The sequence below is a fragment of the Ruegeria sp. HKCCA6707 genome (genome assembly GCF_013033515.1).
Lineage (GTDB): Bacteria > Pseudomonadota > Alphaproteobacteria > Rhodobacterales > Rhodobacteraceae > Ruegeria.
The window spans coordinates 814,390-836,983 of sequence record NZ_WQEG01000001.1 but is presented as its reverse complement, the minus strand read 5'-3'; the positions used below and the strand labels follow the sequence as shown (position 1 = coordinate 836,983).

At 56.1% G+C, this 22,594-nt stretch carries 21 protein-coding genes and 1 pseudogene; 20 read left to right on the top strand and 2 right to left on the bottom strand.

Annotated features, from left to right (window positions below):
* Window positions 1-84: 84 nt before the first annotated feature.
* Complete coding sequence (locus GOW40_RS04095) at window positions 85-1,251, bottom strand: phytanoyl-CoA dioxygenase family protein (protein ID WP_171128341.1); 1,167 nt, start codon at window positions 1,249-1,251, stop codon at window positions 85-87.
* A gap of 293 nt (window positions 1,252-1,544) precedes the next feature.
* On the opposite strand from GOW40_RS04095, the gene GOW40_RS04090 reads away from it, so the two are divergent.
* The 20 genes and pseudogenes from GOW40_RS04090 to GOW40_RS03995 all read left to right on the top strand — a co-directional run bounded on the left by GOW40_RS04090 (window position 1,545) and on the right by GOW40_RS03995 (window position 21,801).
* Window positions 1,545-1,772 carry a hypothetical protein gene (locus GOW40_RS04090; RefSeq protein ID WP_171230873.1) on the top strand — a complete coding sequence of 76 codons (228 nt, stop codon included), beginning with the start codon at window positions 1,545-1,547 and terminating at the stop codon, window positions 1,770-1,772.
* A gap of 621 nt (window positions 1,773-2,393) precedes the next feature.
* Window positions 2,394-3,371 (top strand): serine hydrolase, encoded by a 978-nt coding sequence (locus GOW40_RS04085; RefSeq protein ID WP_171130419.1) that lies wholly within the window; start codon window positions 2,394-2,396, stop codon window positions 3,369-3,371.
* A 393-nt stretch (window positions 3,372-3,764) separates the two neighbouring features.
* Window positions 3,765-3,941: a hypothetical protein gene (locus tag GOW40_RS04080; protein WP_171097151.1), complete on the top strand. Its 177-nt coding sequence runs from the start codon at window positions 3,765-3,767 to the stop codon at window positions 3,939-3,941.
* Window positions 3,942-4,000: 59 nt separating this feature from the next.
* Window positions 4,001-4,408 (top strand): VOC family protein, encoded by a 408-nt coding sequence (locus GOW40_RS04075; protein WP_371731806.1) that lies wholly within the window; start codon window positions 4,001-4,003, stop codon window positions 4,406-4,408.
* Between the two features lie 43 nt (window positions 4,409-4,451).
* A complete protein-coding gene (locus GOW40_RS04070; RefSeq protein ID WP_171128344.1) occupies window positions 4,452-5,276 on the top strand; it encodes a TauD/TfdA family dioxygenase in 825 nt (274 codons plus the stop codon).
* A gap of 212 nt (window positions 5,277-5,488) precedes the next feature.
* Complete coding sequence (locus GOW40_RS04065) at window positions 5,489-6,490, top strand: Gfo/Idh/MocA family protein (protein ID WP_171128346.1); 1,002 nt, start codon at window positions 5,489-5,491, stop codon at window positions 6,488-6,490.
* Window positions 6,490-8,061, top strand: coding sequence for an acyl CoA:acetate/3-ketoacid CoA transferase (locus GOW40_RS04060; protein WP_171128348.1), 1,572 nt, complete (start codon window positions 6,490-6,492; stop codon window positions 8,059-8,061). Before GOW40_RS04065 ends, GOW40_RS04060 begins: the two co-directional genes overlap by 1 nt.
* On the top strand, window positions 8,058-8,825 hold the full coding sequence (locus tag GOW40_RS04055; RefSeq protein ID WP_171128350.1) for an enoyl-CoA hydratase/isomerase family protein: 768 nt from the start codon (window positions 8,058-8,060) through the stop codon (window positions 8,823-8,825). The genes GOW40_RS04060 and GOW40_RS04055 overlap by 4 nt, the downstream gene beginning before the upstream one ends.
* A 4-nt stretch (window positions 8,826-8,829) precedes the next feature.
* Complete coding sequence (locus GOW40_RS04050) at window positions 8,830-10,353, top strand: aldehyde dehydrogenase family protein (protein WP_171230872.1); 1,524 nt, start codon at window positions 8,830-8,832, stop codon at window positions 10,351-10,353.
* A 55-nt stretch (window positions 10,354-10,408) separates the two neighbouring features.
* Window positions 10,409-11,659 carry an ABC transporter substrate-binding protein gene (locus GOW40_RS04045; RefSeq protein WP_171128354.1) on the top strand — a complete coding sequence of 417 codons (1,251 nt, stop codon included), beginning with the start codon at window positions 10,409-10,411 and terminating at the stop codon, window positions 11,657-11,659.
* 101 nt (window positions 11,660-11,760) lie between these two features.
* The gene (locus GOW40_RS04040) at window positions 11,761-12,654 is read left to right on the top strand and encodes a carbohydrate ABC transporter permease (protein WP_170376146.1); all 894 of its coding nucleotides are present in this window, start codon (window positions 11,761-11,763) and stop codon (window positions 12,652-12,654) included.
* On the top strand, window positions 12,654-13,535 hold the full coding sequence (locus tag GOW40_RS04035; protein ID WP_068340098.1) for a carbohydrate ABC transporter permease: 882 nt from the start codon (window positions 12,654-12,656) through the stop codon (window positions 13,533-13,535). The genes GOW40_RS04040 and GOW40_RS04035 overlap by 1 nt, the downstream gene beginning before the upstream one ends.
* Before the next feature lie 6 nt (window positions 13,536-13,541).
* Window positions 13,542-14,654, top strand: a complete 1,113-nt coding sequence (locus GOW40_RS04030) for an ABC transporter ATP-binding protein (RefSeq protein WP_171128356.1) — start codon at window positions 13,542-13,544, stop codon at window positions 14,652-14,654.
* Window positions 14,651-16,141, top strand: coding sequence for a GMC oxidoreductase (locus GOW40_RS04025; RefSeq protein ID WP_171136540.1), 1,491 nt, complete (start codon window positions 14,651-14,653; stop codon window positions 16,139-16,141). The genes GOW40_RS04030 and GOW40_RS04025 overlap by 4 nt, the downstream gene beginning before the upstream one ends.
* Window positions 16,138-16,896 (top strand): 3-ketoacyl-ACP reductase, encoded by a 759-nt coding sequence (locus tag GOW40_RS04020; RefSeq protein WP_171128360.1) that lies wholly within the window; start codon window positions 16,138-16,140, stop codon window positions 16,894-16,896. The genes GOW40_RS04025 and GOW40_RS04020 overlap by 4 nt, the downstream gene beginning before the upstream one ends.
* Before the next feature lie 16 nt (window positions 16,897-16,912).
* Window positions 16,913-18,499 carry a GMC family oxidoreductase gene (locus GOW40_RS04015; RefSeq protein ID WP_171230871.1) on the top strand — a complete coding sequence of 529 codons (1,587 nt, stop codon included), beginning with the start codon at window positions 16,913-16,915 and terminating at the stop codon, window positions 18,497-18,499.
* 2 nt (window positions 18,500-18,501) lie between these two features.
* A complete protein-coding gene (locus GOW40_RS04010; RefSeq protein ID WP_171128365.1) occupies window positions 18,502-18,810 on the top strand; it encodes a Dabb family protein in 309 nt (102 codons plus the stop codon).
* A gap of 4 nt (window positions 18,811-18,814) precedes the next feature.
* A complete protein-coding gene (locus GOW40_RS04005) occupies window positions 18,815-19,984 on the top strand; it encodes a dihydrodipicolinate synthase family protein (protein ID WP_371731804.1) in 1,170 nt (389 codons plus the stop codon).
* A 5-nt stretch (window positions 19,985-19,989) separates the two neighbouring features.
* Entirely contained in the window at window positions 19,990-20,997 is a 1,008-nt protein-coding gene (locus GOW40_RS04000; RefSeq protein WP_171128367.1) for a LacI family DNA-binding transcriptional regulator, read from the top strand.
* A 97-nt stretch (window positions 20,998-21,094) separates the two neighbouring features.
* Window positions 21,095-21,801: pseudogene (locus GOW40_RS03995) on the top strand (IS6 family transposase).
* A 99-nt stretch (window positions 21,802-21,900) separates the two neighbouring features.
* Here the strand turns inward: GOW40_RS03995 and GOW40_RS03990 are convergent.
* Complete coding sequence (locus GOW40_RS03990; protein ID WP_171097179.1) at window positions 21,901-22,308, bottom strand: universal stress protein; 408 nt, start codon at window positions 22,306-22,308, stop codon at window positions 21,901-21,903.
* Window positions 22,309-22,594 lie beyond the last annotated feature (286 nt).

The window sequence follows — 22,594 nt, the reverse complement described above, 5'->3', positions numbered from 1 at the left end:
ATCGCCATAGAGTACAGGTATTGATCCCGATTGTCAGCTTCGTCCGCAAAGAAGACACCCATCGGACGCTCAATAGGCCAGCAGCTAGGCCTGACGCCGCGCGTTCATTGCGGCCACCTCGGTCTGCCATTCCTTCAATGATCTTCCTCCCTCTAATGCCGCCGCCATCATTTCGGCTTGGCTGAGTGGGATTAGACCATCCACCGGAGGATCGCGATCAAGGTTTGTTGGAAAGGCATAGCCCTCGGCGGAGGCTGCGATCACATTGGCAACCATCCGCCCCGACATGCTCTGCAACACCGGGTAAAGCGCCAGGGACATGGCTGAGCGATCCACGCTTTCAATCGACCGCCCAAATGCTGAACCGACCTGCAATAGGTTCGCCATCCGCTGAATATCGGTTGACCGGTTCGTCCCCGCGCCGTGCATCACGGCTGGGTTGAAAAACACGACGTCGCCTTTCTCAAGCGGCAACTGCACATGATGCTCCGCGAAATAAGCCTGAAACTCAGGTCGATGAAACGCCACATAACCCGCCTGATAACGCTGCGAATAGGGGAGCAACATCGTTGGCCCGCTTTCCAGTGGCATATCGCAATGGGCAATTGCCCCCTGCAGCGTCAAACAGGGTGACATCCTGTGGGCCTGCATCGGATAAGTCGCCAATTGCTCGGGGTTCATGAAGCCCAGATGATAATCACGATGCGCTGTCTGCGCCGCTCCACCCGGGTTCACCCGATTGACTTGCGCCGTCATCTGATACCCGCGCCCCAACCATGCACGCGAAGCCAAAGCAATTGCGTCACTCGAATAGTAGGCGGCAAAATTCTCGGGCGCCGCCCGGCAATGCTTTTCCGCCGCATTCCATACTCGATCATTTGCGCCCGGCTTGGCAAAGTGATCCCCACCGCCCGAGCCTGTGGCGCTTTCTGTTTCGATGATCTGTTCGAAAATCGCTGTTGCTGCGTCCACGACGGACAGGTCTTCCATCCCGCCCTTGATCACGATAATGCCCGGACCCTGATCGAAGACAGCGTTCCATTCCGCCATCAAGTTCAGCGGCGCCTCTGCCTCGGTGCGCACCTTGGCCCCGTCATAGACCGGAATGTTCGACATGACGTCCACGGCGAAGGGCCAATCTGCACGTTGCGTCTCGACCTCAATTTCGGCCCGAAACGCGGCCAAATCGCCCACGCTCTCATCCAGCCAAACCGCAAGCCGTCGCGCAGCTTTCATGTTTTTGACGTCCATCCCGATCCTCCCAAATCGCTCGGAAGAGGAACGATGACACGTGATGCTAAGAGGCTCAACCATTTATCCGGATATGCCCGCCAAGCTCGCGTAGCTGTTGTGGCGCAGTAAGCGAGCAATGATCAGGAGGAACGAAGGGCAGCAAAGTCCGCTTTGGTGAGTTCGGCATGTCGTCGACTTTGCCGGCGCGGCGAATGTCCGTTAAGCGGGCTGCGACTGCGAAACACCAAAATGCGACGAACGGCAGGTATGGGCCGCGGCTTTTTGGGGCGCCTCTAAGTTGTGTCGCCGACATGGTCGACCAACAGCCGGGTGAGAGAGACGCGGCGGCTGGTGTCAAGCCAGACGGCGTAGGTGCCGAGGTCCGGGATCGACCAGTCTGGGATGAGTTCAACGAGCGTGCTTTCACCATCAAACAAAAGAAACGTGCGTTAGAACGGCTGTGCTTTGCCGGAATGACTGTGGTAACCTTTAAGGGACGTGCGGGTTTCAGACGTCAGATGTGCGCCTCCGGCGGTTAGTTAGAGCTCTCTGAATTGTTGAAGTTCTTCGCGCATTGTCGGCCATTCGAAAAATTGGCGCGCTGGAGTTTTCTGCCATTGCCATAGCCGGAGGAAACCGCTTGGAAGGACTTTTGTGACTCGCAGATGACACAAAAACGCTTACCCGGAATGCCGTTACTTGCAGTACTGGGGCGGGTTGCGTCCTTGGCAAGGTAGCAAGGGTTCCTGACTTCGCCTCGGCGTAGTTTCTTGATGTAAATCGCTCGTGCCCTTTCCAATACGATTGGTGCGATTTGCCCCTCAGCCGTACCGACGTACTTTTGTAGCCACGCTGGAACTTCTTGCGTTATCGCATTGGCGCGGTCTGGTAGGGCGCCCACTGACATGGCGATTGTTATGACCGAGAATGCGAGACGGAGTGAATTCGTTGGCAACGGGAGATTCTCTGCCAGAATGCCCTCGGGGTCAGTCTAACATAATTCGCAATCGCAAGGATGCTGGTCAATTGTACCAACGAAGCCTCCTATTGCCTCAAATCCCACTTTTCGGTTGCGGAGGCTTTCTGACATCTTGGACAATAAATCTTGGGATGTTGATTAAGTGTCTGGACAATCCGAGATTTGCTTCCAAATGAAGGCCATGATCACACGTCGAAAGCTCCTGTTGGTTACCGCAGCCACAATTTGTGCTCCGTATGTAGCGCGGGGACGAACGGTGGCGCTGAATGATGCAATCAGCGGTCTTCCGCAGTTGCATTCACTCCAAATTCAACGCGGCGACGATGTCATTTTCGCGCAGGCCCAACAGGGTGCAGGCCTGGATAGGCTGGCCAATATTAAGTCTTGTTCGAAAAGCATCGTGGCTTTGTTGTTGGGTACAGCGATTGACCGGCAGGAAATCCCATCTGTAGAATCCACCTTGCAGGAGGTCGCTCCACGGCTTTTGCCCGCTAATGCGACACCCGGTTCCGAACGCATTACGATGGAGGATCTGGTGACGCTGCGCGCAGGGCTCGAAAGAACTTCGGGCAGCAACTATGGAGAATGGATCAACTCTCCCAACTGGATCGCAGACGCGTTGACACGACCGATGGTTGCTAAGCCCGGACAGCGGATGCTCTATTCTACTGGATCGACCCATGTGCTTGGCGCAGCATTGACCGTAGCAACCGGACAAAGCCTATTGAGACTGACGCGTGAAAGGCTAGGTGCACCGCTTGGTATCGAGATACCTGCTTGGACAAGGGATCCACAGGGCTACTACTTGGGTGGGAACGAGATGGCGATTAAGCCGAGGTCGATGTTGAAGATCGCGGTGTTGCTTCGGGACCGCGGGGCTTTTGCCAACACGCAAATCGTTCCTGAGCGTTGGGTCGTGGCTTCGACCAAGCCACACGGCCGTTCGCCTTTCTCTGGATTGGACTACGGCTATGGCTGGTTTCTGTCCCCTTCAGGCTATGCTTTGGCGCGTGGGTACGGAGGCCAAATCATAGCGGCCCATCCTGAGCGTAACCTTGCTGTCGCAATTACTTCTGATCCTACGCGTCCCGCGCGTTCTGGAGGCTATTTTGGAGAATTGGTCAGATTGTTAGATGGTCCGATTTTGAATGCTACCTAGACGATTCATAAACACTGCTTAGGGTTGGTCATGCTTGGCCTGGACGGCGCTGAACTTTCAAAAAGCCTCCGTCTTCCGTGGGGCGGTGGAGCAACTGGAGCGCCGATTAAATATCTCTTTTGAAAGGTGAAAGAGGCGGTGGCCAGCTTTACTATGTTTCCAAAGCCTTGCTTTGTTGGTCAAGTCATGTCGGTCAAAGATCCCGTTCAGATTTGGCTTGCTTGAGTGGCGCGATCCGTGCGCGGCATTGGGGACATTCCCAATTGGCGCAACTGAGACCGCTTCGAATTTGTCTTTAGAACAACACTCATTCGTTTCAAACGAGCTGGTAGGCGTTTCAAACGAGTTCGTAGACAGCCTAGTTTGGCGGCATTAGCGCTCAATTCAGAGCTCATGAAACTTGGTATTGAAGGTGTGTCTCGAATCGCGAGCTGCCACCGGCACGAGTTGCCTAAAACAACGACGTTGAGCCAACAGACGCTTGATGAATACTACTCTGTTTTCCTGTATTGTTCGGTTGCCAAATTTGGCCAAACGGCTCTTGGTTTTCTCGATCAGTTTCGAAAATGAAGCGAAGAAATACCTCAAGAGTTCGGCTTAGCTAACTGATTAAATAAGGATACAGGCCCGTGACCAGTCTGAAAGCAATCCACCATGCTGCAGTCATTTGTTCGGACTATGAACGGTCCAAGGCGTTTTATTCAGAGACACTTGGTTTGAGGATTGTTGCTGAGAATTTCAGGGGTGAGCGGCAATCTTGGAAGCTGGATTTGGCGTTGCCAGACGGTTCTCAGATTGAACTCTTTTCCTTTCCCAACCCGCCCAAACGCACGTCTCGCCCCAAAGCACAAGGTCTGCGGCATCTTGCATTTGTTGTGGATGATATCGATGCGCTGAAAGACAGTCTGGAACAGAAAGGTGTCCTAGTCGAAGACATCCGTGTCGATGAATATACCGGCCATCGGTTCACTTTCTTCCGCGACCCGGACGATCTTCCATTGGAGTTGTATGAAGCAAAGGCGATTGCTTTGAAGTGATATGTCTCGTCTTTTAGGCTGAGCGAAGCAGGGAGGAAGGCGCATGGAAGTAAAACCTCTTACCGGTGGTTTGGGTGCGGAAATCTTCGGGGTAGACATCCGGCGTGAAGATCAATTCGACGCAATGAAGTCAGCCTTCGCAGAGTATTCCGTTATCGCACTGAGGGGTCAAAGTGTTAGCCCGCAAGAGCATCTGACCTTTGCGAGAAGGTTCGGCCCAATCAACGTGAACCGATTTTTTAAAGCGGTGGACGGCCACCCAGAGATTGCCATAGTGTTGAAGGAGAAGGATCAGCAAGAAGCTGTGGGAGAGGGGTGGCATACTGACCACTCTTATGATCAGGAGCCTGCTATGGGCTCGATCCTGCACGCCCTAGAGGTTCCGCCCCAGGGTGGCGACACGTTGTTTGTGTCGATGGCTGCTGCCTACGAAGCTTTGTCGCCCACGATGCGTGGTTTCTTAGATGGTTTGTGGGCGGTGCATTCCTCTCGCCATGTCTTTGGCGCCAGCATCATGGACACAGAAGCCGCAAAAAGCGGCCGTTTGGGTAACGCCGAAGCTGCCACGCAAGACGCTTTGCACCCCGTTGTCATCACGCATCCTCTCAGTGGTAGGCGAGGGTTGTTCGTCAATCCCGTGTTCACGACCGAAATCAAAGGCTTGAGCGCGGATGAGTCTGCCGCGGTGCTGGGTATGATTTACGATCACTGCAAGCAGCCTGAATTCCAATGTCGTCTGCGTTGGCAGGAAGGGGATATCGCCATTTGGGACAACAGAGCGACGTGGCACAAGGCGATCAACGACTACCATGGGTTTCGACGTCTTATGCACAGGGTGACCGTGGAAGGGGTCGCTCTGACGCATTGATGTAAATGGCGCGCGGCGAATTTCAGCGACTCAGTCAGAGTGCAGTCACGCTGTGAATCTCTTCGATTCCCTGTGATAGTATTGGATGAGGCATCGAACGTCGCGCTTTTTAGCCATGTTTTCTTGTGTTTAAGGAGCGCTTAGAGTTTTTCTTGCCAAAATTGGAACGTTCCACTATGAATTTTGGAACGTTCCAAATTTGAGGAATTCAGATGAACTGGGCATTTGTCGGAGCGAGCACGATAGCTTCGCAATATATGTTGGACGCGGTGCGTCAGCAGGCAGGCAACGACGTGACCTGGGTCGTCAGCAATTCCCCTGACCGGGTGCAAACATGGGCTGATGAGCACGGAATTCCCAATGCAACCACAGACCTGAACGCGGCGCTGTCTGACGATGGCGTGAAAGCGGTCTACATTTCCTCAACCAATGAGAAACACCACGGTCAGGCAATGGCAGCCATTTCGGCTGGTAAGCATGTACTGTGTGAAAAGCCGCTCGGGATGACGCAAGCGGAAGCTATCGAAATGGTGCGTGCGGCTGACACGGCTGGTGTGACATTTGGAACCAATCATCACCTGCGTTGCTCTGGCAGCCATCGCGCAATTCGTGATCTAATTGCAGCCGGGCGCGTCGGAAACGTTCTCTCGCTACGAATCCATCACGCGGTGCATTTGCCCGAGAACTTACAGGGGTGGCGTATCAACTCAGCCGATGCTGGCGGTGGCGTGATCCCTGACATCGTTGTTCATGACGCGGATGTGACGCGTTTCCTGTTGAATGAGGACCCGGTTACTGTTGTCGCGCAAATGGCCAGCTCTGGGATGGGGCAGGGCGTCGAAGACTCCTGCATGTCCGTCTGGACGATGCCTTCAGGCGCGATGGTCATGACGCATGAAAGCTTTACGCACCCCTTTGCCGGTTCTGGCCTGCAGGTGCATGGAGCCAAGGGTTCGATTTTTGCGGATGGCGTCATGACGCAGCGCCCGGTTGGGGCAATAAAGCTGGTGACTGAAGCCGGAAGCGAAGAGATCCCGTTTTCGGACCACTCTCTCTATGTTCAAGGCGTTTCGGAATTTGTCGCCGCAGCGGCGGGACAAGGCCGTCCTGCTGCCGACGGACCTGATGGAGTGAAATCGCTGTCAATCGCGCTGAGCGTTCGTGAGGCCGCAGCGTCGGGTGAAACTATCAACATAGATTATGGCGGTTTCTGATGACCAAACTGGTTTCTGTTTCCGAGGCCGTTTCTCGCATCCCGGACAATGCGGTCGTCTCTGTGTCATCGTCTTCGGCTCTGGGTTGCCCTGATCTTGTTCTAAAGGCGCTTGGAGAGCGGTTTCGCACTGAAGGGCATCCGCGCAACATTACAACGCTGCACCCTATTGCTGCGGGGGATATGTATGGCGTGAAGGGCATGGATTATCTGGCGCAGGATGGTCTGCTAAGCCGCGTTCTCGCCGGATCATACCCTTCGGGCCCCTCTAGCCTCGAGATGCCGGAAATCTGGAAGATGATCGTCGAAGATCGAGTGGCCGCTTACAACGTGCCGTCTGGAATTCTGTTCGATATGCATCGCGAAGCCGCAGCGCATCGACCCGGTGTTCTGACGCAGGTTGGGCTTGAGACTTTCGTGGATCCGGTTCGTGAAGGATGCGCGATGAACGCGCGTGGTGCGGCGGCTCCAATTGTTAACCGAAAGGAATTCGACGGTCAGACCTGGTTGCACTTCCCAAACATCAATCCGAACGTGTGCGTTTTGCGCGCAACCTCGGCGGATGAGTTTGGCAACCTGACCTATGAACATGAAGGTGCCTATCTGGGTGGATTGGAGCAAGCGATTTGCACACGCAACCACGGTGGACTCGTGATCGCTCAGGTTCAACGTGTGACTGCCGCCGGAAGCTTGCGCCCCCATGACGTGCGTGTGCCAGGACATCTGATCGATCTGATCGTTGAAGACCCAGAGCAGATGCAAACGACAGAGACGCCCTATGACCCTGCAATCTCAGGCCAGATTATGCGCCCTTGGGACAGTTTTTCGCTGGCCGAACATGGTGTCGAGAAGGTCATCGCGCGACGGGCTGCCCAAGAACTGCGCAGCGGCATGAGCGCCAACTTGGGCTTTGGCATCAGCGCAATGGTCCCGCGTGTTTTGTTGGAAGAAGGCCATCCTCAGGCGGTGACGTGGGCGATTGAACAGGGGGCTGTCGGTGGTGTCCCACTAACCGGCTTTGCCTTTGGTTGTGCATCCAACGCGCATGCCTATGTGCCGTCACCGCAGCAATTCATCTATTTCCAGGGCGGCGGGTTCGATATGTCGTTCCTCTCGTTCCTCGAGGTTGATGTCGAAGGCAATGTGAATGTCTCCAAACTTGGTAAGAAGCCCTATCTAACTGCAGGATGCGGCGGTTTTGTCGATATCACCGCGCGGGCCAAAAAGATCGTGTTCTCGGGTTGGTTCGAAGCTGGCGCCAAGATTGATCTGGTGGATGATGGCATCCGTGTGAATGCCCCCGGAAAATTCACCAAGATGGTGGACCAGGTCGAACATGTCACATTCTCGGGCCGCCGTGCTCGGGAAACCGGTCAGGATGTGCTCTATGTAACCGAGCGTTGCGTTATTCGCCTGACGGATCAGGGGCTGGTGGCGACGGAAATCATGCCCGGCATTGAGGCGCAGCGCGACATTGTCGAAGCTTCAGGCGGTCGCGTCAAAGTCGCGGCAAATGCGGTTCAGATGCCCAACTCGCTATTCGCAGTTGGCCCGATGGGGATGACACTTTGAGCAAACTGCGCATTCATATCGAGGGTGCAACCGCCGTCCTGACTTTGGACAACGAGGCCAAGCTCAATGCGCTAACTGTAGATATGCTGCACGCGCTGGAAGCTGGCCTGACAGAGGTCGAGCGTGACGTGTCTATTCGTGCGCTTGTTCTGACCGGCGCAGGTGAAAAAGCGTTCTGTTGTGGGGCCGATATTGGCGCTTGGGGTGATCTGAGCCCCGCCGAATTCGCGCGCCATTGGGTCCGTGATGGACATCGCATCTTTGACCGCCTGGCGCGGATCGGCAAGCCAACAATTGCTGCGATCAACGGTCATGCGTTCGGTGGCGGGCTAGAGCTGGCCAGTTGCTGCGATCTGCGCCTGATGACCCCGCGGTCCACGCTGGCTTTGCCTGAAGCTCGGGTCGGGATTGTACCCGGCTGGTCTGGGACACAGCGGTTGACCCGGCTGATCCCCGAAGCTGCGGTGAAAGAGATGGCACTGTTTGGGCGCCGTATTGGTGCTGACCGCGCAGTCGCCTTGGGCTATGCGACCGAGGTGACCGACGACGTTCTGGCGTGCGCGCTTGAGATCACCACCGAACTTAGCGACCTTTCGCCTCGCGCCACCGAAATCTCAAAAAACATGATCCATGCAGCGGTCGGCGAAGACACTCATGCCGTGGTCGAAGCCCTTGGTAGCGCAGCGATTGCCGCCTCAGCGGACCGCGAAGAAGGCGTTGCCGCGTTCATGGAAAAACGTAACCCCTCATTTTCGGGCCTTTGACAATATGAAAGATATCACCATCAACCCTGCTATCGCGTTCGAGTTGCCGCCGTTGTTCGAAGGTCGGCATCTCATCGATGGTAGGTGGCAGAATAGCGCGTCGGGTGAGACGTTCGAACGGCGCTCGCCCTCGCACGGGCACATCGTCAGCCGTTCGGCCTTGGGTGGCGAGGCTGAAGCCGAGGCCGCGATCCAAGCGGCGCGCAAGGTGTTCGACAGCGGTGATTGGAGCCGGGCATCAGGCAAAGAACGGGCCACCGTTTTGCTGAAGGTTGCCGAACTGATTGAGCAGAATGTCGACCGGATCGCACTGATCGAAACGCTGGAAAGCGGTAAGCCGATCAGCCAATCCAAGGGCGAGGTCGGCGGTGCAGCTGACCTTTGGCGCTATGCGGCCTCATTGGCACGCAGCACACACGGCGACAGCCACAACACTCTTGGCGCAGACATGATGGGTGTCGTGCTGAAGGAACCCATCGGTGTCGTGTCCATCATTACGCCGTGGAACTTCCCCTTCTGGATTCTCAGTCAGAAGCTGCCCTTCGCGTTGGCGGCTGGTTGCACCGTTGTTGTGAAGCCGTCTGAGATGACACCGTCGACGACCCTGATGCTCGGCGAGCTGCTCATTGAGGCCGGATTGCCTGCAGGTGTCTGTAACATGGTGTTGGGCTATGGCGTTCCAGTTGGCAGTTTGATGTCCCGCCACGACAGTGTGGATATGGTCAGCTTTACCGGCTCTACCGCAGTGGGCAAGACGATCAGCGCTGTTGCGTCGGACACGCTCAAGAAAGTTGCGCTGGAGCTCGGGGGCAAGAACCCACAAGTCATTTTCCCGGACGCAGATTTGGACGCAGCCGCCGATGCTGTTGTGTTCGGCGTCTATTTCAACGTCGGCCAGTGCTGCAACTCCTGCAGTCGCATCATTATACACGAAGACATTGCCGATGAATTCCGCGAGCGTGTCGTTGCCCTGTCGCGTAAGGTCAAGTTCGGCGATCCTCTGGATCCAACGACGCAAGTTGGCGCGATTGTCACCCCCGAGCATAACTCGAAAATCGACGCATACGTCAAACAGGCGCAGGAGTCGGGTGCCACCATCGCCTTGGGTGGTGCGCCGCTGCAGGTCGAAGGGCTGGGCGATCAGTTCTATCAGCCTACCATTGTTACGAACGTTCAGCCTGAGATGCCGATTGCGCGGGACGAAGTGTTTGGTCCCGTCCTATCCGTTCTGACGTTCAATACACTGGACGAAGCCGTCGCGCTGACCAATGATAGCGCTTACGGTCTGTCGGCAGGGATCTGGAGCGAAAACGTTCACACCTGCCTAGAGTTTGCCCGCCGAGCAGAAGCGGGGACGGTCTGGACCAATACCTGGATGGACGGGTTCCCCGAGGTCGCTTTCGGTGGGGTCAAACAATCCGGGCAGGGGCGGGAAATCGGACGATATGGGTTCGAGGAATTCTTCGAAGTGAAATCAGTGGTCATGCGCGTCGGCAACAGCCGGGCGCCATGGGTTCCGCAAGACTAAGACCGGGAACCAGATTGGTCCCGATGAGAATAACGCATTAAGGGAGGAAACAAGAATGCGTAAATTTTTGAAGACAAAATCGCTGTTTGTGGCAGGTCTACTGTGCACGACCAGCCTTGCACACGCTGAAGACGTGGAAGTTCTGCACTGGTGGACTTCTGGCGGTGAGGCTGCAGCATTGAACGTTCTCAAGGACGACCTGTCCGGACAGGGCATCGGCTGGACCGACATGCCTGTTGCAGGTGGCGGTGGCGAGCAGGCGATGACCGTTCTGCGCGCACGCGTCACCGCAGGCAACGCACCAACAGCCGTTCAGGCTCTGGGCTTTGACATTCTGGACTGGGCCGATCAGGGCGCGCTGGCTGACCTGAACGAAGTGGCAGCGCAGGAAGGTTGGGATGACGTCGTCCCAGATGCGCTGAAAGCCTTCGCCAAGCATGACGGCAAATGGGTATCGGCCCCTGTGAACGTGCATTCGACCAATTGGGTCTGGGCTAACAAGGCGGTGCTGGACGCCAACGGCATTGCACAGCCCACCAACTGGGACGAATTCGTCGCCGCAGTTGAGGCGTTGAAAGCTGCTGGTGTCACTCCGATCGCGCATGGTGGTCAGGCATGGCAGGACGCGACCGTGTTCGATGCTGTCGCGATGTCGACGCTGGGGCCTGACGGCTACAAAGCGGCCTTCATCGACTTGGACGAGGAAACACTGGGTGGCGACGCGATGAAAGAAGCGTTCGACCGTATGGCCTTTATCCGCGACAACGTGGATGAGAACTTCTCGGGTCGTGACTGGAACCTGGCGACAGCGATGGTCATCAACGGCGAAGCCGGTTTCCAGATGATGGGTGATTGGGCCAAAGGCGAATTCCTGAACGCGGGCAAAGTGCCGGGCGAAGACTTTTTGTGCTTCCGCTTCCCGGGTACTCAGGATCAGGTCACCTTCAACGCTGACCAGTTCATGATGTTTGATCAGGGCGGTACGGTATCGGCCGAGCAAGCCGCACTTGCCAGTGCGATCCTGTCGCCATCCTTCCAGATTGCCTTTAACAAGGTGAAGGGCTCTGTCCCGGCTCGTACTGATGTGGATGGCAGCGATCTGGATGCGTGTGGTCAGCAGGGCATGAAAGATTTGGCCGCCGCGGCTTCGTCAGGCAACCTTTTCGGCTCGATGGCACACGGACATGCCGCGCCCGCGTCAGTCAAGAACGCAGTCTATGACGTGGTGACCGCCCACTTTAACGGCGAGTACGGCAGCGAAGATGCCGTGACCGAACTGGTTGACGCCGTTTCGATCGCCAAGTGATCCACAAGTGATCCTCCCGATAGGGCGGCGGTCTGGCCGCCCTGTCACCAAACGGGCGCAAAAGCTCCGATCTAACACGACTCGAACGAGGAGGGCGCGCCATGGCTGCTTCAGCCGACGCGGATTTTAAGACACGCCTTCAGAACTGGATACCCAAGCTGGTCCTGTCACCGTCGCTGGCGATGATGCTGGTCTTTGTCTACGGGTTCATTCTGTTTTCGGTCTACCTGTCATTCACCGATAGTCGCATCCTGCCGTCCTTTGGATGGGTCGGATGGGAAAACTATGACAAACTGTGGCGGCTGAGCCATTGGGAAACCTCGTTGATCAATATGGGGATTTTCGCGAGCCTATACATCGTGATCTGCACCTGTATCGGCCTGGGTCTGGCGATCTTCCTTGATCAGAAAATCCGGGGAGAAGGGCTGCTGCGTCCCATCTACCTCTATCCGATGGCTCTGAGCTTCATCGTCACCGGTACAGCCTGGAAGTGGTTCCTTGACCCTGGCATCGGGTTGGAAAACGTGATGCACACATGGGGCTGGACCAGCTTCGAGTTCGATTGGATAAAGAACCGTGATTACGCCATCTACACAGTTGTTCTAGCAGCCGTCTGGCAGACGAGCGGCTTTGTGATGGCAATGTTTCTGGCTGGCCTGCGTGGGATCGACAATGAAATTCTGCGGGCTGCGCAGATGGACGGCGCGTCGAACTGGAACCTCTATCGCCGGATCATTATCCCGCAACTCCGACCAGCCTTCTTGTCGGCCTTCGTGATCCTCAGCCACCTGGCGATCAAGACCTTTGACCTTGTCATCGCCCTGACCGGGGGTGGCCCCGGTCGCGCCACAGAACTACCCGCGACCTTCATGTATTCTTACACGTTCACGCGAAACCAGATGGGGATCGGTGCGGCGTCGGCCACTATCATGCTGATGACCATTGCCGCGATCATGATCCCGTATCTTTACGCCGAATTGCGGGAGAAACGCTGATGTCTCAAGCTACTCAGGATACCGCAATCCGAACGGGCCGCGTTACGCGCACGTTGATCTATCTGGTGCTGCTTCTGTTCGGTCTGTTCTACCTGCTGCCGCTCTATGTCATGCTGGTGAACTCGGTGAAGCCGTTGGAAGAAATCACCGGCGGCGGCATGATGAACCTGCCGCAGGTGTTCACGATTGAGCCGTGGCTCAAGGCTTGGTCTTCGGCGCAGATCGGCGTCGATCCGACAGGGTTGAAGCCCTACTTCTGGAACTCGATCAAGATGGTGGTTCCGGCGGTGATCGTCTCGACCATTCTTGGGGCGTTGAACGGCTATGTGCTGACCAAATGGCGCTTCAAGTACGACACCATCTTATTCGGACTGATGCTGTTCGCCTGCTTCATCCCGTTCCAGATTGTTCTTATCCCGATGGCACGGATGTTGGGCATAATCGGGCTGGCAGGCACCACCTGGGGTCTTGCACTTGTCCACGTTGTCTACGGGATTGGCTTTACCACGCTGTACTTCCGCAACTACTACGCTGTGTTCCCGACCGAGCTGATCCGCGCGGCGCAGATTGATGGCGCAGGTTTCTTCCAGATTTTCTGGCGCATTCTTTTGCCCAGTTCCGGGCCGATCGCGGTGGTTTCGATCATCTGGCAGTTCACCAACATCTGGAATGACTTTCTGTTCGGCGCGTCCTTTGCCGATGCCAACAGCCAACCGATGACGGTGGCACTGAACAATCTGGTGCAGTCATCAACCGGTGTGAAGGAATACAACGTTCATTTTGCAGGCGCCATTCTGGCGGCCATGCCAACTCTGCTCGTCTACATCGTGGCCGGTCGATACTTCGTCCGCGGCCTGATGGCGGGTTCGGTGAAAGGATAAGACCTCATGGGTTTTCTAGACATAGACAACGCGACCAAATCCTACGGGGCGGTCGAGGTTCTGCACAAGGTCGACATCTCGGTGCAGGAAGGAGAGTTCCTGGTTCTGGTCGGCCCCTCGGGCTGTGGCAAATCCACTCTGCTGAACATGATCGCGGGGCTGGAAGAGATCACCAGCGGCGAAATCCGCATCAAGGATCAGGTGATGAACGGGGTGCACCCGTCCAACCGCAACATTGCCATGGTTTTCCAAAGCTATGCTTTGTATCCCAATATGACAGTCGGGCAGAACATCACTTTCGGTCTTGAGATGCATGGTGTGCCCAAGCCTGAACGCGAAAAAGCGATGCAAGAAGTTGCCAAGCTCTTGCAGATCGAGCAGTTGCTGGATCGTAAGCCCGGTCAGTTGTCGGGCGGTCAGCGCCAGCGGGTTGCAATGGGTCGCGCGTTGGTACGGAACCCTGATGTCTTTCTGTTCGATGAACCGCTCTCGAATCTCGATGCCAAGCTTCGCGTCGACATGCGAACCGAGATCAAGAAGCTGCATCAAAATCTCGGGACCACCATCGTCTATGTGACGCATGACCAGATCGAGGCGATGACGCTTTCAAGCCGGATCGCCGTGATGAACGGCGGTTACGTCCAACAGCTGGGTGCGCCGCAGGAAATCTATGACACGCCTGCGAATATTTTCGTTGCAACATTCATGGGCTCTCCTGCGATGAACGTGGTACCGGCCAAGGTTACGGTTTTGAATGGCCGCCCTCATGCAGAGGTCGCCGTTCACGACGGATCTATGGCGCAACTTCCGTTCAGCCAAGACAACTTGGCCGCATGGGACGGACGCGAGATCTTGTTGGGAATCCGCCCTGAGACTATCACCGATTTGGATGGTGCGGATCGAAAGTCGTCGAACATCGCGCAGATGGCCAACCGTATCGTGGTGACGGAGCCCGCTGGATCGGACACGTTCGTCTCGATGCAATTGGGCGGACGAGATGTGATCGCGCGTATGCGTTCGGATGCCGAAGTGGCACCGGGTCAGGATTTCAACTTTGCAGTGAACATGGAAAAGGCTGTGGCTTTTGATCCCGAAAGCGAGATGCGGATCCTTCCATGAATCGAGCTGACGTCATAATCATTGGGTCGGGTATCGGGGGGGCAACGCTGGCTGCGGCGTTGGCTCCGTCCGGTCGTCGCATCTTGATCCTTGAACGAGGACAGCGGTTGCAGCCTTCACCTCAGGATCGAGACCCAAAAGCGATCTTTGCCAAAGGGCACTTTCGCCCCGATGAAACATGGCTGGACGGAGCGGGCAAACCTTTCAACCCCGGAAACTACTACTGCGTTGGTGGAAATTCCAAATTCTACGGTGCAGCTTTGATACGCTATCGGAAAGAGGATTTTGAGCCGCGTCAGCATATGGGTGGCTACTCGCAGGGCTGGCCCATGCCCTATGAACAGCTGGAGGCGGATTACACCACCGCGGAACAGCTTTACGACGCACGTGGGACCACCAAAGAGGACCCCACCGAACCGCCGCACAGTAGGGGTTACCCGCACCCACCTGTGCCGGATGAGGTTGATATTGCAGACCTGAGAAACCGGCTAAGCCACGCAGGCCTGACGCCATCCTCAGTGCCTTTGGGCGTGGATATCGAAACCTGGTTGCGGGCTGGGCAAACAACTTGGGATGCGTTTCCCAATACATGCGGCGGCAAAATGGACGCCGAAACCTGTGCCCTCGCCGAGGCATTGAAGCATGGGAATGTCGAACTGTTAACTGACGCGCGTGTCCGAAAATTGAAGGCTGATGCCCTTGGTCGTGTCACAAGTGTCGAAGTTGATGGCCACGGTACCCTGCGTGCGCCGGTCATCGTGCTTGCCGCAGGTGCGGTACAGTCCTCGGTACTGTTGCTGCAGTCCGCGAACGACAATTGTCCAACCGGTCTTGCCAATCGGTCCGATCAGGTCGGACGGAACTTCATGAACCACAATTGTTCGGCAGTGCTGGCCCTTCATCCGCTGCGCCGAAACAGGGCGGTCTATCAAAAGACATTGATGTTCAACGACTATTACAACAGCGACGGACAGGGTGGCTTACCTTTGGGCAACATTCAGATGTTGGGAAAGATCACTGGGCCGATCCTTGCGTCGCAAATCCATCTACCTGGTCCAATTGCAGCACTGATCGCAAATCGCAGTTTTGATTTCTACGCTATGTCCGAGGATCTGCCGAACCCAGAAAGCCGGGTTACGGTCGAAGGTGACCAGATCAAGCTGGATTGGAAACGCTCGAATTGGGCTGCGCACGAGGCCCTGGTTGCGCGGCTAAAAGCGCATCTGAAGCAGGCCGGGTTTCCTATTGTATTGTCGCGACCATTTGATCGGCGCACTCCGTCGCATCAATGCGGCACAGCGCGAATGGGCAATGACCCGGCAAGCAGTGTCGTCGACACGTTCTGCCGCAGCCACGACCACAAGAACCTGTTCATCGTCGACGCGTCAGTTCTTCCGACATCCGCGGCAGTGAATCCGGCTCTCACTATAGCCGCACTCGCACTCCGGGCAGGTCGTCACATTATTGAAACGGAGTTCGCCGCATGACCGGAACAGCATTGGTGACCGGAGGACAACAGGGCATTGGACTCGGGGTGGCGCGCGCCTTGATCGCCGCGGGGTACAAGGTCGCAATAGCCTCTCGCTCGGCGCCCTACAGACCGGTCGTTGAGGCGGCTTTGGCAGAGCTTGGCCCAAGCGCAATTTATGTGCAGCACGACGTATCCGACATTGATCACGTTCCAGAGCTACTGGATCAGATCGAAGCCAATTTGGGCCCGATCACGGCGTTTATAAACAACGCAGGCGTAGGAGCGCCAGTGCGTGGTGACATGCTGGACCTGAAGCCCGAGAATTGGGATTTCGTGCAGAACATCAACCTGCGTGGCGCGTTTTTTCTGGCGCAAGAGGTGGCCCGGCGCATGTTGGAGCAGCCGCAAGATACCTATCGTTCGATCACCTTTGTCACCTCTGTTAGCGCGACAATGGTATCGATCGAACGCGCCGAGTACTGCGTGTCCAAGGCGGCCGCAGCGATGATGGCTCAGTTGTTCGCAGTACGCTTGGCCGCCGAAGGCATCGGTGTCTTTGAGCTGCGACCGGGCATCATCGCGACCGAGATGACGGCGGGCGTGCGCGACAAGTATACCGACCGTATCGAGGGCGGTCTTGTTCCCGCCGCACGCTGGGGTGAGCCCGAGGATATTGGGTCCGTTGTTGTCCCACTGGTTCAGGGGCACATGCACTTTGCGAACGGCGCCGCCATCCCGGTGGATGGCGGCTTGTCGATTTCACGTCTGTAAGTCAGGGCACACAAGAATGTCTGAAGGATATGATTTCATTGTCATTGGTGGCGGCTCGGCAGGCTCGGTGATCGCTACGCGTCTTTCCGAAGAACCGTCGGCGCGTGTGCTGTTGTTAGAGGCTGGCTCCACCGACCGTAACCCGCTCTTTCATCTGCCAGCCGGGTTCGCGAAGATGACCAAGGGTATCGGCAGCTGGGGCTGGTCCACGGTTCCGCAAAAGCACATGCAGAACAAGGTGTTCAACTACACCCAGGCCAAAGTGATCGGCGGAGGGTCTGCAATTAACGCGCAAATCTATACGCGGGGTGCAGCTCAGGATTACGATGACTGGAGACAGATGGGGTGCGAGGGGTGGAGTTATGCCGAAGTGCTGCCCTATTTCAAAAAGTCTGAAGACAACGACACCTACGACGACGAATTTCACGGCAAGGGCGGACCGCTGGGTGTGTGCATGCCCGCAGCCCCTTTGCCAATCTGCGATGCCTACATCAAGGCCGCTGGGGAAGTGGGGATTCCTGAAACACGCGATGTGAATGGGGCCAAACAAGATGGAGCGGGGTACTATCAGCTGACCCAGCGCAATGCGCGACGATCCTCTGCTGCGATGGCGTTTATCGCGCCGAACCGCAGCCGACCGAACCTGACCGTGCGCACTGGCGCTCAGGTGCGCCGCATTATGGTGGACAAGGGTAGGGCGACTGGTGTCGAGATGATGAACGGGGACAAGATCTCAGCCGCGAAAGAGGTCATTCTGTCCTCAGGTGCCATCGGTTCGCCGCGCTTGTTGCAACTGTCGGGAATTGGCCCGGCGGATCATTTGGACAGCCTTGGCATCGACGCGGTTTTTCATCAGCCGCAGGTGGGCGCGAATTTGCAAGACCATCTGGATTTGTATTCCATCTGCGAAGTGACCGGCCCGCACACCTACGACCGTTTCGCTAAGCTGCACCTTTCAGCTTTTGCAGGCCTGCAATACCTTTTCACTCGCAAGGGACCGGTCGCGTCCAGCCTGTTCGAAACGGGTGGGTTCTGGTACGCAGACCCGGATGCGCGTTCGCCGGATCTTCAGATGCATCTGGGGCTTGGTACCGGCATTGAGGCAGGGGTCGAGGCGATGCCCAACGGTGGGGTTACACTGAACGCTTGTTTTCTGCGACCCAGATCACGCGGAACCGTCCGGTTGCAAAGCTCGGACCCCGCGATGATGCCGCTTATAGATCCCAACTATCTGGCGGATCCCTACGACCGCGAGATGTCCATTCGGGGCCTGAAGCTGGTGCAGAACATCCTCGCTCAGGATGCGCTGAAACCGTACATCTTGGCAGAACGTTTGCCGGGCCCGGACGTGCGGACCGAGCAGCAGTATTTCGATTTTATCTGTGTACACTCCAAAACATCACACCACTGCGCTGGTACCTGTCGTATGGGCAGCGATGCCGAAGCCGTTCTGGACCCGCGCCTGCGGTTCAATGGGATCGAAGGGCTTCGCGTCGCGGATGCGTCGATTATGCCGACGGTCAATTCATCGAACACCAATGCACCTACTATCATGATCGGGGAAAAAGCTTCCGACATGATCAAACAAGATCAGGGTTTCTAAAAATGATCCGCCATATCGTACTGACCAAATTCCGCGCCGGCGTGACCGAGGAGACAATCGGAGCCATCTACAAAGGTCTTGAGGACGTGTCCAAGGCCCTTCCCGGGGCCAGCGGGTTTACCGGTGGCCGCAGTGAGAGCCCCGAGCAGATCGAACGCGGATACATGCATGGTTTCGTGATCGACTTCGACGATTGGGCCGCGCTGGAGACCTATCAGAACAACGAAACGCACAAGGCGCTGGGCGCGCAACTGGTCGAGAACGCCGTGGGTGGCATCGACGGCATTCTGGTTCTGGATTTGGAGGTTTGAGACAGTGAAATTGATTTTGCCGAATCCTGAGGGGCAGCCGGAACCCTATGCGCTGACCGGAACGCCGTTAGTACCGCGCAAGCCGCAGGTGCCTCTGACGCGCACGGCCTTTGCGGCAGCTCATGTGGTTTCAGACCCGCTGGCGGAACGTAATCCCTGGGATGGGCGTCCCGCAGTTGATTGGGAAGCGACCCTGCGATTTCGTCAGGGACTCTGGGATCAGGGGCTGGGTCTGGCCGAAGCCATGGATACCGCACAACGGGGTATGGGCGTCGATTGGCAGACCGCGCTGGAGCTGATCCAGCGCACAATGAAGGCTGCGCAGGCACATCCGTTGTCGCCTCGGGTGGCTTGTGGGGCAGGGACTGATCACCTGCCTCTAAGCGCGTTGAACACAGCAGGTGAAATCCTGTCAGCCTATGAGCAACAGGCCGAGGCGATCGAAGCCGCCGGAGGGCAATTGATCCTCATGGCGTCACGCGCCTTCCCATCGATCAAGGCAGGTCAGGACACCTACCATGATGTATACCGCGCGCTGATCGATGGGGCTGCGGAGCCTGTAATCCTGCACTGGCTGGGCGATATGTTCGATCCTGCATTGACGGGCTATTGGGGTAGCACGGATATCGACGCGGCCAGCGACTTTGTACTGTCCCTGATTAACGAAAATCCCGCCAAGGTTGATGGGATAAAAATATCCTTGCTGGATCAGGCACACGAAGAATATTTCCGCGCGCGGTTGCCGGACGGCGTGCGCCTCTACACTGGTGACGATTTCAACTACGCTGATCTTATTGCCGGGGATGGAAAGCAATTTTCCCACGCTCTGCTCGGCATTTTCGCTGCTATCGCCCCCGCCGCCAGCCAAGCGCTTGAGGCGTTGGCTATGGGCGACATGGATCGCTACAACGCGCTGTTCGCACCGACAATTCCCCTCAGTCGAGAGATTTTTAAGGCTCCGACGCGGTTCTACAAAGCCGGGATTGCCTATCTGGCATGGCTTAACGGAGCCCAGTCCCATTTCATCATGCCAGGTGGTTTCCAATCCAGCCGTGACATCTGCCACTACGCTCAAGTGTTCAGATTGGCGGATCAGGCCGGTTTACTCTCAGACCCTGAACTGGCTAAAGCACGGATGACCACGCTTCTCAGCTTGCATGGAGTTGAACAATAGCCTGAATGCGAAAACCCACGATCATAGATGTCGCCAACTCGGCGGGCGTTTCCAAGTCGACGGTAAGCCTTGTGTTGCGGGGCAGTCCGCAGGTAAAGCCGGAGACACGCAAGCTCGTCCAATCCGCGATGAAAGAGATCGGGTATGTCTATAACCGATCGGCGGCAAATCTGCGATCTACGGGGACGGCGCTAATAGGTTTGGTGATAAACGACCTGACCAACCCGTTTTTCACCGAGTTTGCAACTTCGTTGCAGATGGCGCTGGCGTCCAGAGGCTATGCGGTCGTATTGGCGAACACAAACGAAGATCCCGAACTTCAGGATCAGGTGGTGAGCGCGATTCTTGAGCACGGTGTTTCTGCTTTGATCCTATCGCCTGCTTATGGCGATGTAACAAACACCCTCTCCGCGGTAGAGCGAGCTGACATTCCGTTGATGCAAGTCTTGCGACAGGTTGAAAGCGAAACAGGCAGATTTCCCTTTATCGCACCTGATTACGCAGAGGGTGGGCGCGCGGCAACGCAGTATCTGATCGAAACGGGCGCGCGGAACATAGCCTTCATCGGTGGTCTGGATGGTGCTGAAGTCACTCAGGAAAGACTGTCCGGCTATATTAGTGCAATGAAAGACAACCACTTGCAGCCTATTGTCAAAACGGGGGAATCCAGCCGATCATTCGGACATAAGGCAACAGTCAGCCTCTTCAAGGAGCAACCGGCGTGTGATGCCGCGGTTTGTTTCAATGATCTTGTTGCTTTTGGGATGATTAATGCCTGCCATGAAGCTCAGGTTAAGATTGGCACAGAGTTTCAGATAGTCGGTTTCGACGACATCAAGGAAGCATCAGAATGCTGGCCAGCTTTGTCTACCGTACACTGCGGCGTCTCTGAATTTGGCGAACAAGTTGCGGACACTGTTTTGCTGTGGTTGCAGGATGGCGCCACGCCAGCACAACACACGCGGACTTCAACGCGCTTGGTATTGAGGGAAACTACGAAAGACACGGTGTAGCAAAAGACTATACCAGCCTTTGTCGGGAGGTCTTGTCAGAATGGTCTTGAGAAGAACTTTGCTTATGCGGGGCAGGGCGGTTGCGTAGGTTTTGCACATAACCAATTCTACCTCTTTCAAATACTTCAAAACTAGCCCCGAGATCATTCGCCTTGCGGTGATGTTGCACCTCCGCTTCCAGTTGTCGCTTCGGGTGTCGAAGATCTGTTGCATGCGCGAGGCATCGACGTGAGACACGAAACTGTCCGATGTTGGTGGAACAGGTTTGGCCCGATTCTTGCTGCTGAGATCAAACGGAAGCGTGTTCAGCAACTGCGCGCCTTCTCCAAATGGACGTGGCACTTGGACGAGGTTTTTGTGAAGGTGAATGGCAAGAGACACTACCTCTGGCGGGCCGTCGATCATGAGGGCGAGGTGTTGAAAGCCGTTGTCAGCAAACGCCGAAACAAAGCTGCAGCACTGAAATTCCGAAAGAAATTGATGAAGCGGCATGGTTGTTCCGAAGCGATCGTCAGAGATCGCTTCGCTTCCTACAAGGCTGCGCTCAGAGAAATGGGCGCGCTTGAAAAACAGCAGACGGGCAGGTGGCTCAATAACCGCGTTGAGAACCCGCACCTCCGGTTCCGGCGACGAGAACGCGCGATGCAGTGTTTTAGGCGCATGCGAAGTCTACAGAAATTCGCATCCGTCCATTCCTCGGTCTATAACCACTGCAACCAGGAAAAATCGCTAGCCAGTCGAGACACCTTCAAGCTAACCCGCGCCGTTGCTCTTAGCGAGTGGCGTCAGCTTTGTTCCGGATAGGTTCACGGTTTCCGCGGCAAGCTTAGACTGGCTCGAATTTGTCTGACAGCACCCCGACGAGCATTCATTCCTTTCTGTGCCGCAAATCCAACCCTCCATTTATCGCTGAATTAGCACAGAACACGGCGCACGACGCGCTACACGTGAGGCGGTGGACCCCATGAAGTAGTTGACCGCCGAGGGGTGATGAGCCCCAACGATAATGAGATCAGCGCCGATCTCGGCCGCAATTTCCGCGATGCGCATCCCGGGTTTTCCAGTCGTCACCTTGCACTCGATGTTATCTTCACCGACGGCAAGGTTTTTGAGTTTATTCATTATCTTCGTTGTCAGGTGGTTTTCGGTCTTAACTGTGACGAATTCTGCAGCAAAACCAGGAATTTGTTCGAGCACGGTGAGCAACGTGATCGTCCCCCCTTCCTCGAGCATACTTTGCGCAGTGGCGATCTTGGAGCTTACCATCGCTTCGTGATCAATGGCGACGGGTATGAGAATTGATTTCGGCATAGCTTTTTCTCTCAAAGTCAGGGCTGGACATAGGTCACATTGGTCAAATTATCTGTCACACGGCAGACGCGCCAGCTAGGGCAGTGCGTGGCCTGATCGCTCGGTCGGTTGCAGCAAACATCGGGGCGACTTTGCTATCGGTTAGGACTAAGTTTTCCGATGGGATTGCGAGCATTTCGACGTCAGCGCGCCTAAAGAGGATGCGCTTGGCCGCGCATTCAAGCTCTTTGGTATAGCCGCCGCCTTCAACGACATAGAGGGTCCTCTGGACGATTTCGTTGACGTA

Bases quoted from the DNA above. Each gene is read 5' to 3' on its own strand.
- GOW40_RS04095 (WP_171128341.1), bottom strand. From the start codon at position 1,251: ATGGACGTCAAAAACATGAAAGCTGCGCGACGGCTTGCGGTTTGGCTG.
- GOW40_RS04090 (WP_171230873.1), top strand. From the start codon at position 1,545: ATGGTCGACCAACAGCCGGGTGAGAGAGACGCGGCGGCTGGTGTCAAG.
- GOW40_RS04085 (WP_171130419.1), top strand. From the start codon at position 2,394: ATGATCACACGTCGAAAGCTCCTGTTGGTTACCGCAGCCACAATTTGT.
- GOW40_RS04080 (WP_171097151.1), top strand. From the start codon at position 3,765: ATGAAACTTGGTATTGAAGGTGTGTCTCGAATCGCGAGCTGCCACCGG.
- GOW40_RS04070 (WP_171128344.1), top strand. From the start codon at position 4,452: ATGGAAGTAAAACCTCTTACCGGTGGTTTGGGTGCGGAAATCTTCGGG.
- GOW40_RS04065 (WP_171128346.1), top strand. From the start codon at position 5,489: ATGAACTGGGCATTTGTCGGAGCGAGCACGATAGCTTCGCAATATATG.
- GOW40_RS04060 (WP_171128348.1), top strand. From the start codon at position 6,490: ATGACCAAACTGGTTTCTGTTTCCGAGGCCGTTTCTCGCATCCCGGAC.
- GOW40_RS04050 (WP_171230872.1), top strand. From the start codon at position 8,830: ATGAAAGATATCACCATCAACCCTGCTATCGCGTTCGAGTTGCCGCCG.
- GOW40_RS04045 (WP_171128354.1), top strand. From the start codon at position 10,409: ATGCGTAAATTTTTGAAGACAAAATCGCTGTTTGTGGCAGGTCTACTG.
- GOW40_RS04040 (WP_170376146.1), top strand. From the start codon at position 11,761: ATGGCTGCTTCAGCCGACGCGGATTTTAAGACACGCCTTCAGAACTGG.
- GOW40_RS04035 (WP_068340098.1), top strand. From the start codon at position 12,654: ATGTCTCAAGCTACTCAGGATACCGCAATCCGAACGGGCCGCGTTACG.
- GOW40_RS04030 (WP_171128356.1), top strand. From the start codon at position 13,542: ATGGGTTTTCTAGACATAGACAACGCGACCAAATCCTACGGGGCGGTC.
- GOW40_RS04025 (WP_171136540.1), top strand. From the start codon at position 14,651: ATGAATCGAGCTGACGTCATAATCATTGGGTCGGGTATCGGGGGGGCA.
- GOW40_RS04020 (WP_171128360.1), top strand. From the start codon at position 16,138: ATGACCGGAACAGCATTGGTGACCGGAGGACAACAGGGCATTGGACTC.
- GOW40_RS04015 (WP_171230871.1), top strand. From the start codon at position 16,913: ATGTCTGAAGGATATGATTTCATTGTCATTGGTGGCGGCTCGGCAGGC.
- GOW40_RS04010 (WP_171128365.1), top strand. From the start codon at position 18,502: ATGATCCGCCATATCGTACTGACCAAATTCCGCGCCGGCGTGACCGAG.
- GOW40_RS04000 (WP_171128367.1), top strand. From the start codon at position 19,990: ATGCGAAAACCCACGATCATAGATGTCGCCAACTCGGCGGGCGTTTCC.
- GOW40_RS03990 (WP_171097179.1), bottom strand. From the start codon at position 22,308: ATGCCGAAATCAATTCTCATACCCGTCGCCATTGATCACGAAGCGATG.